The 12,656-nt window shown below is 64.2% G+C and carries 13 protein-coding genes; 5 read left to right on the plus strand and 8 right to left on the minus strand.

Features of this window, described 5'->3' with window-relative positions; all coding sequences use genetic code 11:
• Positions 1-163 precede the first annotated feature (163 nt).
• From murJ to ACLI1C_RS20255, 4 genes are all read left to right on the plus strand, one after another.
• On the plus strand, positions 164-1,726 hold the full coding sequence (gene murJ, locus ACLI1C_RS20240) for a murein biosynthesis integral membrane protein MurJ (protein WP_411399378.1): 1,563 nt from the start codon (positions 164-166) through the stop codon (positions 1,724-1,726).
• Between the two features lie 73 nt (positions 1,727-1,799).
• Positions 1,800-2,831, plus strand: coding sequence for a tryptophan--tRNA ligase (trpS, locus tag ACLI1C_RS20245; RefSeq protein WP_411399379.1), 1,032 nt, complete (start codon positions 1,800-1,802; stop codon positions 2,829-2,831).
• Positions 2,832-2,839: 8 nt separating this feature from the next.
• Positions 2,840-3,313, plus strand: coding sequence for a universal stress protein (locus ACLI1C_RS20250; protein WP_411399380.1), 474 nt, complete (start codon positions 2,840-2,842; stop codon positions 3,311-3,313).
• Positions 3,314-3,507: 194 nt separating this feature from the next.
• Entirely contained in the window at positions 3,508-4,074 is a 567-nt protein-coding gene (locus ACLI1C_RS20255; protein ID WP_411399381.1) for a NifU family protein, read from the plus strand.
• 88 nt (positions 4,075-4,162) lie between these two features.
• On the opposite strand, the gene ACLI1C_RS20260 is transcribed toward ACLI1C_RS20255, so the two are convergent.
• The 4 genes from ACLI1C_RS20260 to ACLI1C_RS20275 form a co-directional block, all read right to left on the minus strand.
• Positions 4,163-5,191, minus strand: coding sequence for a hemolysin family protein (locus ACLI1C_RS20260; protein ID WP_411399382.1), 1,029 nt, complete (start codon positions 5,189-5,191; stop codon positions 4,163-4,165).
• Between the two features lie 74 nt (positions 5,192-5,265).
• Positions 5,266-5,748, minus strand: a complete 483-nt coding sequence (ybeY, locus tag ACLI1C_RS20265) for an rRNA maturation RNase YbeY (RefSeq protein ID WP_411399383.1) — start codon at positions 5,746-5,748, stop codon at positions 5,266-5,268.
• 99 nt (positions 5,749-5,847) lie between these two features.
• A complete protein-coding gene (locus tag ACLI1C_RS20270) occupies positions 5,848-6,879 on the minus strand; it encodes a PhoH family protein (protein ID WP_411399384.1) in 1,032 nt (343 codons plus the stop codon).
• 148 nt (positions 6,880-7,027) lie between these two features.
• Entirely contained in the window at positions 7,028-8,131 is a 1,104-nt protein-coding gene (locus ACLI1C_RS20275) for an NAD(P)-binding domain-containing protein (protein WP_411399385.1), read from the minus strand.
• Between the two features lie 110 nt (positions 8,132-8,241).
• On the opposite strand from ACLI1C_RS20275, the gene ACLI1C_RS20280 reads away from it, so the two are divergent.
• Positions 8,242-8,508 carry a DUF2188 domain-containing protein gene (locus ACLI1C_RS20280; RefSeq protein WP_411399386.1) on the plus strand — a complete coding sequence of 89 codons (267 nt, stop codon included), beginning with the start codon at positions 8,242-8,244 and terminating at the stop codon, positions 8,506-8,508.
• On the opposite strand, the gene ACLI1C_RS20285 is transcribed toward ACLI1C_RS20280, so the two are convergent.
• The 4 genes from ACLI1C_RS20285 to ACLI1C_RS20300 form a co-directional block, all read right to left on the minus strand.
• Entirely contained in the window at positions 8,509-10,761 is a 2,253-nt protein-coding gene (locus ACLI1C_RS20285; RefSeq protein ID WP_411399387.1) for an ATP-binding cassette domain-containing protein, read from the minus strand.
• A gap of 85 nt (positions 10,762-10,846) precedes the next feature.
• Positions 10,847-11,290, minus strand: coding sequence for an iron chaperone (locus ACLI1C_RS20290; protein ID WP_411399388.1), 444 nt, complete (start codon positions 11,288-11,290; stop codon positions 10,847-10,849).
• Between the two features lie 68 nt (positions 11,291-11,358).
• Complete coding sequence (locus ACLI1C_RS20295) at positions 11,359-12,174, minus strand: alpha/beta fold hydrolase (protein WP_411399389.1); 816 nt, start codon at positions 12,172-12,174, stop codon at positions 11,359-11,361.
• Between the two features lie 85 nt (positions 12,175-12,259).
• The coding region (locus ACLI1C_RS20300) for a TOBE domain-containing protein (RefSeq protein WP_411399390.1) at positions 12,260-12,656 on the minus strand (397 nt) is incomplete at its 5' end.

The raw sequence follows: 12,656 nt of genomic DNA on the forward strand, positions 1-12,656 counted from the left end.
CACCCGCGTTTGGTGCCAGCCATCACCCCCTCCCAGCCTCCCCCATCAAGGGGGAGGTGCCGCCCTGTGGTTGTGGCGGGATGGTGCCCAAAGGGTGGAGAGCACACCTCCCCCTCGATGGGGGAGGCTGGGAGGGGGTGGGGCAGCACCCACTGACCTTCCGATGAGCCTTTACCGCAACTTCCTCTCGGTGGGCGGGCTGACGCTCCTCTCCCGCATTGCCGGCTTTGTCCGTGATGCGCTGATGGCGGCGGTGCTTGGCACCGGGCCGGCCGCCGACGCCTTCTTTGCCGCGTTCCGCTTCCCCAACCTGTTCCGCCGGCTGTTTGCCGAAGGCGCCTTCAACACCGCCTTCGTGCCCATGTTTGCCGGCGCGCTGGAGCGGGACGGGCGCGAGGCGGCGCTGGACCTGGCCGCACGCATCATGAGCTGGCTCGTCGCCATGCTGGTCGTGGTCACCATCCTGGCCGAAATCTTCATGCCGCAGCTCATGACGCTTTTCGTGCCCGGCTTTGCCGACGACCCGGAGAAGTTCGCGCTGACCGTGCTGCTGACGCGCATCATGTTCCCCTACCTGGCCTGCATGTCGCTGATGGCGGCCTATGGGGCGATCCTCAATTCGCTCGGCCGCTTCTTTGCCGCCGCCTTTGCCCCGGTCATCCTCAACCTGGTCAATATTGCCGCCATGATCCCGCTGGTGACCTTCTGGGTGCAGGATGCCCCGGGCGCCGCCACCTGGGTGGCCGCCGCCACCATGGTTGGGGGGGTGGCGCAGCTGGCGCTGGTCTGGGCGGCGATCCGCCGGGCCGATTTCGTGCCGGCCCTGCGCCTGCCATGGCTCGACCCCGAAGTGCGGCGCTTCTGGGTGCTGGCCATTCCGGCCATCCTCACCGGCGGCATTACCCAGATCAATATCTTTGTCGGCACCATCATCGCCTCGGCGGCGGACAATGCCATTTCCATCCTCAACTATGCCGACCGGCTCTACCAGCTCCCCCTCGGCATCATCGGCATTGCCATCGGCACAGTGCTGCTGCCCGAATTGAGCCGGCATCTCAAGGGCGGCCGGGCGGTCGAGGCGCGCGCCACGCAGGACCAGTCGCTGCTGGTTGCCATGCTGCTCTCCATGCCCGCCGCCATGGCGCTGATCGCCATGGCCGAGCCCATCGTGCGCGTGCTGTTCGAGCGTGGCGCCTTCAATGCGCTGGCCACGGCCCAGACCGCGCAGGCGCTGATCGCCTTTTCCACCGGCCTGCCCGCCTATGTGCTGATCCGTGTGCTGCAGCCGGGTTATTTCGCCCGCGAGGACACGATGACGCCCACCATTTTTGCCGGCATATCGGTGGTGGCCAATATCGGCCTGTCGCTGCTGCTGTTCCCGGCCTATCAGCATGTCGGCATCGCCATCGCCACGGCCGTCTCGGCCTGGCTCAATGCGCTGCTGCTGGCGCTTTTCCTGGCGCGGCGGGGGCATTTTGCCCTGACGGGCGGCGAGTGGCGCAAGCATCTGCTGATCCTGGCGATCAGCTTCCTGATGGGCGGCGTGCTCTATGTCCTGGCCCGGCGCGGCGCCGCTCACATGGAGTCCACGGCACCGATCTGGGAGCAGGTCGGCGTGCTTGGCCTGCTGATTGGCTTTGGCATGCTGCTCTATTTCACCCTGGTCCATATCAGCGGCGCCCAGCCGCTTGGGCTGTTGCTACGGCGGCTGCGGCGGCGCGGGTGACAGCAGTTTCCATTGCCCGCGCGTCCATATAGAACGGGCCAACCGACTGCATTCTCGAAACTAGGCTTCATCTATGGCTTTCACCCCGCGCGTGTTCTCCGGCATCAAGCCCTCGGGCGACCTGCATCTTGGCAATTACCTCGGCGCCATCCGCCGCTTCGTGCCGCTGCAGGAGACGCATGAGACCATCTATTGCGTCGTCGACATGCATGCCATCACCGTGTGGCAGGAGCCCGAGGACCTCAAGCGCTGGACCTATGAGATCGCCGCTGCCTATATCGCGGCCGGCCTCGACCCCAAGAAGTCGATCATCTTCAACCAGTCCCAGGTCATGGAACATGCCGAGCTGAGCTGGATTTTCAACTGCGTGGCCCGCATGGGCTGGATGGCGCGGATGACCCAGTTCAAGGACAAGGCCGGCGAGAATTCCGAGAATGTCTCGCTGGGCCTGTTTGCCTATCCTTCGCTGATGGCGGCCGACATCCTGCTCTACAAGTCAACCGCCGTGCCGGTGGGCGAGGATCAGCGCCAGCACCTCGAGCTGACGCGCGACATCGCCAAGAAGTTCAATCACGACTTCAAAAAGCAGATCAAGGCACAGGGCCGCAAGGGCGACTTCTTCCCCATCACCGAAACCCTGGCCACCGGCCCGGCCATGCGGGTGAAGTCGCTCAAGGACGGCTCGAAAAAGATGAGCAAGTCCGACGCCTCGGACCTCTCCACCATCTACATGATGGACGATGCCGACATGATCGCCAAAAAGATCAAGCGCGCCACCACCGATGCCGATGCCCTGCCCAGCGAGGCCGCGGGCCTGGCCGGGCGGCTCGAGGCGGAAAATCTCGTGGCGATCTATGCCTCGCTTGCCAATACCAGCGTCGATGCCGTCCTGGCCGAATTCGGCGGCAAGGGCTGGGGAGCCTTCAAGCCCGCTCTGGGCGACCTTGCCGTTTCGGTCCTGTCCCCGATCGCCGAGGAAATGAAGCGGCTGGTGGCCGATCGCGGCGAGATGGACGCCATTCTGCGCGACGGTGCAGCGCGGGCCCGGGCCATTGCCGAAACGACGATGAGCGAAGTGCGCGAGATTGTCGGGTTTATCCGCTAGGAGCTGCCATGGTTTCCCAGGTCGAATACAAGCGCAAATTCCTCGTCGTCATTGACGAAACGCCGGAATGCGAACGGGCGCTGACCTTTGCCGCCTATCGCGTCAAGCGCACCGGCGGCACGGTGGTGCTGATGAGCGTCGTGCCCAAGCCCGAATTCATCGGCCTGGGCGTCGAGGACGTGCTGCGGGCCGAGGCGGTGGAAGAGGCCGAGCGCAACCTCGATGCCCGCCTCGCCCGCATCCGCGACATCGGCGAGGTCAAGGTCGAATCGGTGATCCGCGAAGGCGAACCTGCCGAAGAAATCGAGCGCGTCATCGACCAGGATCGCGACATCGCCATCCTGGTGCTCGCCGCCTCTACCTCCAATGAAGGCCCGGGTCCGCTGATCATGCATTTCGCCAACCGCGCCAATGCCCTGCCCATTCCCCTGACCATCGTGCCCGGCCGCATGAGCGACGAAGAAATCATCGCGATCTGCTGACCGTGCCGGAGGCAAAATCGCGCCAGTGGCGCGATTTTAGGGAAGCAGGCCATGAGAGCTACGCTCGAATGGCCAAGAGGCGCCGCACAGGGCACACCCGCCCAAACGCATAGCCGCCATCGCGCCATTTCCCTTGCATCCCTGGCGCAAAAGACTATTTTAGAAGCGTTCTAATCGTAAATGCAGGCCGCCAGATGTTCATCCAGACCGAAGCCACGCCCAATCCCGCGACCCTGAAATTCCTTCCGGGGCGCGATGTGCTGGTCGGTGAACCGCGCGATTTCCGCAGCCCCGAGGCTTCGGTCAATTCGCCGCTGGCCCAGGGCCTGTTCGCCATTTCCGGCGTCACCGGCGTGTTTCTCGGTTCCGATTTCATCTCGGTGACCAAGGACGACACCAACTGGGCCCATATCAAGCCAGCCATTCTCGGCGTGATCATGGACCATTTCCTGTCCGGCAAGCCGGTCATCGTGGAAGGCAGTGTCGACGTCGCCAATTTTGACGAGGTCGAGGAGTTCTTCGAAGCCGAAGACAGCGAGACCGTCGAAGTGATCAAGGAGCTGCTGGCCACCCGCGTGCGGCCCGCCGTTGCCATGGATGGCGGCGACATCACCTTCAAGGGCTTCAAGGAAGGCACCGTCTACCTGCACATGCAGGGCGCCTGCTCGGGCTGCCCCTCCTCCACCGCCACGCTCAAGAGCGGCATCGAAAACCTGCTCCGCCACTTCGTCCCCGGCGTCGAGGCCGTGCAACAGGTCTAGCGCCGGCATACTGCATAAGCAGCAAGCAAAGGGCCCAGGGATAGCATCCTTGGGCCCTTAGTTTTTGCAGTGATGTCGGCAGGAAGCTCTATTCAGCTGCGGCCTTCTCGGCATCGCTGCGCTGGTCGGTAATGGCCAGTGGCTCCGCCGCATCGTCGCGCTTGCGCCGGATCCGCAGCCGTTTGATGCGACGGCTATCGGCGGCCAGGATCTCGAATTCAAAGCCATCCAGCTTGGTGACGCGTTCGCCCCGCTTGGGCACATGGCCCGCCAGGTCAAAGACCAGCCCGCCAATGGTTTCGACGTCCTCGGCATAGTCGCCCGGATCGAAATCGGGGCCGATCATGGTCTGCACGTCGCTCAGCTCCGCACGGGCATCGGCGATATAGGTATCGACACCCACCTTGCGGATCAGCGCGGCGGCCAGCTCGTCATGCTCGTCCTCGATCTCGCCGACCACGGCCTCCAGCAGGTCCTCAATGGTCACCAGACCATCGGTGCCGCCATATTCGTCGATGACGATGGCCATATGCACGCGGGAGGCGCGCATCGACTGGAGCAGATCGCCAACGGGCATGAAGGTGGGAACGAACATGGCGTCGCGCGTCAGGTCCAGCCGGATGACCTTCTGCTTGAGCACGGTCGAGACCAGCTTGACCGGCACGTCCTTGCCCGGCTCGGTCACCGGCTGGGTGATCTTGCCCAGGGCGTCCTTCACATGGATGAAGCCCAGAATATTGTCGAGATTGTCGTCATAGACCGGCAGGCGCGAATGTCCGGCCTGGCGGAACTTGGCAATCAGCGTGCCCAGGTTCACATCGGCTTCGATGGCCTGGATATCGCTGCGCTCCACCATGACGTCGCCGACCGACACATTGGAGAGCTTGAGCACGTTCTGCAGGATTGTGCGCTCGCTCTCGGAGAAGTCCGCGGTTTCCGCGCTCCCCTGCTCGTCGAGCGCAACCTGCAGGTCGTCGCGCAATGAAACCGTGCCACGGGCCAGCATGGCCTTGATCCGGTTCCAGATGGATGGCCCCCGTGCAGGCACGGAGGCGAGGCTAGAAGGAGGCTCGGGATTGGTGGGCGCCGAGGGGCCCATACTGTCGCTGTCGTTCATGGTCTCTCGCCGCCAAAGTTGCGGCTATCTGTCCTCAAAAAGGAAAACACGCTCGGGATCATAAAGGCCCGGCCCTAATCGGCATAGGGGTCTTCAACCCCAAGGCTTGCCAGTATCTGGGTTTCCAGCCCCTCCATTTGAAGGGCCTCGGCGTCCGTTAGGTGATCATACCCTAAAATGTGCAGGAATCCATGCACCACAAGATGGCTGAAATGGGCCTCGAAGGTAACGCCCTGCTCCGCTGCCTCGCGCTCCAGTGTTTCGCGCGCCAGCGTAATGTCGCCGAGCAGGCCCACGACCGGTCCGAAGGGCTCGATCTGCGGAAAGCTCAGCACATTGGTCGAACTGTCCTTGCCCCGCCATTGCTGGTTGAGCTCGTGCTGCTCCGCGTCATTGGTGAGCAGGATCGACAACTCCGCCGCGCCCTTGATCTTGGGCTTGGCATGCTTGAGCGCTTCCAGCACGGCGCGCTCCGCCCGGCTGTCGAGGTCCTCCGGCCAGCCCTCGTCGTTCCGGATAACGGCAATTTCGAGCGGTGGGGTCGACTTGGCGGGCATCGTTATCTTCAATTTCGGGTATCAAACAGCCAAAGGCGGTATCATCCCGGCTCAAGGCCGGGGTGACATCGCCTATATGGCAGCACAGAGCAAGACGCCCTAGCGGACGACCCCTTCGGTCGCCTTCTCGGCGAGTTTTTTGGCCGTGTCGGCTTCATAGGCCCGCACGATGCGGCCGACCAGGGCGTGGCGCACCACATCCTTGTCGTTGAAGCGGGAAATATGCACCCCTTCAACGCCGTCGAGCAGGCCGATGGCTTCCACCAACCCGGATTTCTCGCCGCGCGGCAGATCGACCTGGGTCGGGTCGCCGGTGACGATCATCTTGGAATTCTCGCCCAGGCGAGTGAGGAACATCTTCATCTGCATCGAGGTGGTGTTCTGCGCCTCGTCGAGAATGACCACGGCATTGGCCAGCGTCCGGCCGCGCATGAAGGCCAGCGGCGCCACTTCGATAATGCCCGAGGTGATGCAGCGCTCGACATTTTCCGGCTTCATCATGTCGTAGAGCGCGTCATAGAGCGGGCGTAGATAGGGATCGACCTTTTCCTTCATGTCGCCGGGCAGAAAGCCCAGGCGCTCGCCCGCTTCCACGGCCGGGCGCGACAGGATGATGCGATTGATGTCACCCCGTTCGAGCAGGCTCGCGGCATGCGCCACGGCCAGATAGGTCTTGCCGGTACCGGCAGGCCCCACGCCGAATACCAGTTCGCTCCGTTCCATCGAGCGCATATAGGCGTCCTGCGCCGGGGTGCGGGCAACGATGGTGGATTTGCGCGTGGCGATCTGGGCCATGCGCACCTTGCCCTTGCGCTCAAGCGTCGGCAAGGTGAGCTGGCTGTCCTCGGTCTCGATCATGCGGATGACGCCGTCGACCTCGGAAATATCGACCGAGCGGCCTTCTTCCAGTGATCCATAGAGGGATTCGAGCACGCGCCGCGCCTGGTCGACCGAACTGGCCGCACCCTTGAGCAGGACATGATTGCCGCGGGGGGTAGCCGAAACTTTGAGCCGCTGTTCGATCAGCGCCAGGTTCTGGTCAAAATCGCCATAGAGCTGGGCAGCGAGGCGATTGTCTTCAAAAGCGAGTTCGAGTTGCGATGCGAGTGCGTTGTCTGCGGTCGGTGACAAGTGCCTGCTCAAACTGGTGTGGCTCCACGCTCAGCGCGGCTGCGGGCTTGCGCCGCGACTACAGTAACGAGGCTAGGCCGATTTGCGTTCGCTGTCTGTAGCAATATTGTGACTGCGCGCCGCGATGCAAGGGGCGTCCCGGCCGCTGTCACTGCCCCGCCAGACCCAGAAACGCCGTCAATTCCCGCGCCGCCGCCCCGCCCGCCCGGTTGGCCCCGATCGTCGAGGCGGAGGGTCCATAGCCGACCAGATGCACCCGCGGATCACGCGCCACCTGCGTTGCCAGCCGCCCCGTCATGACAATGCCGCCTGATTCTTCGCGCAGTTGCAGCGGCGCCAGATGGTCGAGCGCCGAACGGAAGCCGGTGCACCACAGGATCACATCGACATCCAGCGTCCGGCCATCTTCCCAGCGCACGCCCGTTGGGGTGATTGCGGAAAACATGTCCTGCCGCTGCAGCACGCCGCGCTGTCGCATGGCCAAAATTGCCGGGCTGAGCGGCAGGCCGGTCACCGACACCACGGAATTGGGCGGCAGGCCGGCGCGAACGCGATCTTCCACCAGCTTCACCGCGGCGCGGCCGGCCTCCTGGTCGAACGGCCCCTCGCGGAAGTGCGGCGGCTTGCGGGTGACCCAGCTGGTCCGAGTCACCCGTGAGATCTGGTCGAGCAGCTGGATGGCCGAGATCCCGCCACCGACGATCAGCACGTGCAGGCCGGCGAAATCCTCGGCCTGGCGGAATTCCTGCGTGTGCAGCTGCCGCCCAGCAAAGCTTTCGCGGCCGGGATAATCGGGGATGAACGGCTTTTCCCAGGTACCGGTGGCATTGATCAGACCGCGCGCTGAAAAGAGCCCGCGGTCGGTCTCGACGCGCAGCCGCCCGCCGCGATCGCACACGACGCCGACGGTTGCCGGACGCAGCACATTGAGCGCGAAGCGCTCCTCATAGGCCGCGAAATAGTGTGGCACCGCCACCGAGGCGCGCACGCTGTCGTCGCCACCTGCACTGTCGGCAAAGCTCATGCCCGGCAGGTCATGCATGCGGTTGACGGTGGAAAGCGTCAGCGACGGCCAGCGATACTGCCAGGCGCCGCCCGGCTGGGGCGCCCGGTCGAGCACCAGGAAATCGCGGCCAGGCTCAAGGCCGAGCTGCTTGAGGTGATAGGCCGAGCTGAGCCCGGCCTGACCGGCGCCGATCACCACGATATTGAGCTTGAGCGCCACCCGCGCGCCCTGATCCTGATCCGGCACGCTGGCCCCCAAAATATGACCCCATCCATGTAGGGGCGCGATGCGAAGGGAGCAAGCGGGGCAACCTCCAGCGCCCCGGCGGGTTCTGTTGGCTCAAGGAGTGCAACATCATGGCACATGTGACTTACGACATCGTCGAGCACGACGGCGGCTATGCCTACAAGGTCGGCGACGTCTTCTCCGAGACCTTCCCGACGCATCAGGCCGCGCTCGACGCTGCCACCGCCGCCGCCCAGCGCCAGCAACTCGGCGGGCGCGACGAAGCCATCCAGTACCAGGACAGCAAGGGCGCCTGGCATGAAGAGCAGGCCGACGGCGGCGACCGGCCGGAAACCGACGTCGAGGACGACCTCGCCGAGCCGGCGCAGAAAGCCTAGCTAGCGCGCCGCCAGATGCTGACCGGTCAGGGAGGCTTTGGCCCGGGCCAGGTCGGCCGGCACGCCCTCGAACTGGATCGTGCCGCCATCCTGCCCGGCTCCCGGGCCCAGATCGATGACCCAGTCTGAGCGAGAGATCACATCGAGGTTGTGCTCGATGACGATGACCGACGATCCCGCATCGACCAGCCGGTCGAAGAGGCCGATCAGCGTATCCACGTCATGCATGTGCAGCCCGGTCGTAGGCTCGTCCAGCACATAGATATTGCCCTCCTTCCCCAGCTCCGCGGCCAGCTTGAGCCGCTGGCGTTCCCCGCCCGACAGCGTCGAGAGCGGCTGGCCCAGCGTCAGATAGCCCAGGCCGACATCGTCGAGCCCCTTGAGGATCCGGGCAATGGCAGGCTCGGTGAAGAACGTGACGGCCTCGGCAATGCTCATCGCATAGACATCGGCGATCGACTTGCCGCGCAGGTGATGTTCCAGCACTTCGGGCAGAAAGCGCCTGCCTTCGCAGGTCTCGCAGGTGGTCACCATGGGGTCGAGATGGGCTAGATCGGTATAGATCACGCCCAGCCCGTTGCAGTCCGGGCACGCCCCCTTGGAATTGGCCGAGAACAGGGCCGCGTCCACGGCATTCGCCTTGGCAAAGGCCTTGCGGACCGCGTCGAGGATGCCGGTATAGGTGGCGGTGTTGGAGCGCCGCGAGCCACGCGCCAGGTTCTGGTCGATGATGATCGTGTCGGGATAGGCCTTGGGCAGGCAGCCCTGGATCAGGCTCGATTTGCCGGAGCCAGCGACACCCGTCACGGCCGTCAGCACCCCCCTGGGAATGGAAACCGACACGTCCTTGAGGTTGTTTAATGTCGCATGGGCAATCTGCAGCGCGCCCGTCGGCTCGCGCACCTTGTCCTTGATCGGCTGGTGCTTCCTGATGTGGTTGCCGGTCAGCGTGCCGCTGGTCAGGAGGCCCGCGAAATCGCCCTCATAGACCACCTCGCCGCCCTTGCTCCCGGCCTGGGGCCCCATATCCACCACATGGTCGGCAATGGCGATCATGTCGGGCTTGTGCTCGACGATCAGCACCGTATTGCCCTTGTCGCGCAGCTGCTGCATCAGCCCGGCCAGCCGGCCCACATCGTGGGGGTGCAACCCCACCGAGGGCTCGTCGAAGACATAGGTGATGTCGGTCAGCGACGAGCCGAGATGGCGCACCATCTTGACCCGCTGGCTTTCGCCGCCCGAGAGGGTCGAACTTTCCCGGTCAAGGCTCAGATAGCCCAGCCCGATGGTCACGAGGTTCTCCAGCCGCAGGGCCAGCGCCTCCAGCATCGGCCCCACCTGCGGCGCCTCGATGCTGCGCACCAGCGTGGCCAGGTCGCTCACCTGCATCGCCGACAGCTCGGCAATGTTGCGGCCAGCGACCTTGCTGCCCAGCGCCTGCTGGTTGAGCCGGGCCCCATTGCAGGCGGGGCAGGTCTTGCGGGTGAAAATCTTCTCATATTCGAGCCGCACGTGCGGCTGCAGGCTCTCCGGGTCCTTGGCGCCCAGCCCCTTCTTGAGCTTGACGACCACGCCCTCATAGGTGAGGCCGATCTTGCCCACCTTGATCTTGCGGCCATCGTCGAGGTTGAACAGGTTCTCCCGCTCTTCGGCGGTGAATTTGCTGATCGGCTTGTCCATGTCGAACAGGCCCGAATTCTTGTAGATCTCCCAGTACCAGCTATCGACCGCATAGTCCTTGGGCAGCAGGGCGCCCTGGTTGAGCGATTTGGTTTCGTCGACCACCGCATCCATGTCCATCGCCGCCACCTGCCCGATGCCTTCGCAATCGGGACACATGCCGCGCGGATCATTGTAGGAATAGAGCGACGGCGGACCCAGCCGCGGCTCGGCCAGCCGGCTGTACAGCACGCGCAGCATCTGTGCCGCATCGGTTACCGTCGCCACGGTCGAGCGCGAATTGCCGCCCAGCCGCTGCTGGTCGACGATGATGGCCGCCGAGATATTCTCCAGCTGGTCGGCATCGGGCTGGCCATAGCGCGGCATGAATTGCTGCACGAAGGCCGGATAGGTCTCGTTGATCAGCCGCTGGCTTTCCGCCGCAATGGTGCCGAACACCAGCGACGACTTGCCCGAGCCTGACACCCCGGTGAACACCGTGATCTGCCGCTTGGGGATGTCGAGCGAGACATTCTTGAGGTTGTTCTCGCGGGCGCCGCGAATGATGATCGAACCATAGTCAGGCCTGGTCACGAAATAGTCCTCCTGTTGCATGCGCTCGAGCAGTCAGACTGTGCCGCTACGCTGACACGACGCGTCAGCAGACCGGTTTTCGACGCTAGGCGACCGCTTTTTTCAGCAGGGCGGCAATTCGCTTTTCATCGGCCTCGGTCAGCCTAGTGAGGGCGAAGGCTGTCGGCCACATGCTGCCATCATCCAGCCTGGCATCTTCCTGAAAGCCGAAGCTGGCATAGCGGGTCTTGAACTTGCCTGCGGCGGTGAAGAAGCACACCACCTTGCCGTCCGCATTGGCCCAGGCCGGCATGCCATACCAGGTCTTGGGCGAAAGCTCCGGCGCGTTCTCCTTGACCAGGCCATGCAGCCGCTCGGCTATGGCCCGGTCGCTGGCATCCATCTCGGCGATCTTGGCCAGGAGGTCAGCCTCGCCGTCAGCCTTCTTGCCCTTCTTGCGCTCGGCCTTGGCCTCCTGCATGGCCTCCAGTTCGGCCGCTGAAAAGGTCGAGGCCTTGGGCGCGCGTTTCGCCGGTTTGTCGGTGCTCATGGTGTCTCCTCACAATGGCTGCCACATGGTTTTAGCCACAAGCTCCCGCCTGCGGCTAGAGCCAGGCCTCAGCGCGCCGCCGGCATGTCCAGCTGAGAGAAGAAGGACGCCAGTACCGGCCCCAGCACCTTGGGGTCGAATTCGTGGCTCTGGCCCGGCAAGACCTTGCGTTTGGCCCCCGGTACCGCCGCCGCAATCCAGGCGGCGCCACCATCGATGAAGGGGTAGCTCGCATCGCCATTGACCACCAGCACCGGCATCGCGATGTCCTGCCAACGTCTGGGGGGATGGTCGCCATCCGTTGCCTCGGCCAGAATGCGGTAGTCGTGCTCGAGCGTCAGGCCGACACTCGCGAATGCGCTCCAGGCGGGGCTTTGCCGAAATGCCTCCAGGTCCTCGGGCGGCATGCCGACTTCCGAGAGAAATTTCAGCATCATCCCCTCGCCATCGCCCCGCGCGGCCAAATGGGCCATCTCGGCATGTTGCCGCCATGCCTCGGTCGAGCGCTGCTCCGTGTCGATCGGGGGTTCGTAGAGCAGCACGCCTGCTACCCTGTCGGGCAGGGCCGCGCCGGCCTCCAGCGCCAGCACCGCGCCCGAGGACATGCCATAGAGCCCCGCCTGGCCGCCAGCCAGCTCGATCAGTGCTGCGATATCCTCGATCTCGCGCACCACCGCATAGGGCGCAGTATCGCCAGATTCGCCACGTCCGCGCCGATCGTAGTTGATGATGGTAAAGCGATCCGCCAGATCTTCGGCCATGCCGGGCGTAGTCTTGTCGACGGCGCGATATTGGGTGGCGCCTGCCACCATGATGATCGCCGGGCCTTTCCCGCGGCGATCATAACCAATGCGCGTGCCGTCTCTGGATGTGACTGTGGGCATATCCATTCCTCCTGTCCTGTCATCCACTATGACGAATGACAGGAGGCGTTTCAGACGGCCTCGCGCACAAGATCCGCGTCGGACGCTAGATGGCGGTGCCTTCGGCGTTGAACAGATGGATGCGTGCCGGGTCGATATAGGCGGCAACGGTCGAGCCAAGCTCCACCGCGCGCTGGCCTTCCAGCACGATATTGATCGGCTGGTTGTCGGCCGTCGTGGCATAGACCACGGTCTGCCCGCCCAGGTTTTCGACGAGGTCCACCCGCACATCGGCGAGCTTGATGCCATGGCCTTCAAGCAGCGTGATGTGCTCGGGACGCACGCCCAGCGTGGTTGCCCCGGCCACCGCGCGCGGCAGCTGCAGCATATTGCCCGCCACCTTGAGCCCGGCGCCATCTTCGGCGGCGGTCAGGAAATTCATCTTGGGGGAGCCGATAAAGCCGGCCACGAACAGGTTCTTGGGATTGTTGTAGAGCTCGAGC

The sequence above is a fragment of the Devosia sp. XGJD_8 genome, from assembly GCF_046614475.1.
Lineage (GTDB): Bacteria > Pseudomonadota > Alphaproteobacteria > Rhizobiales > Devosiaceae > Devosia.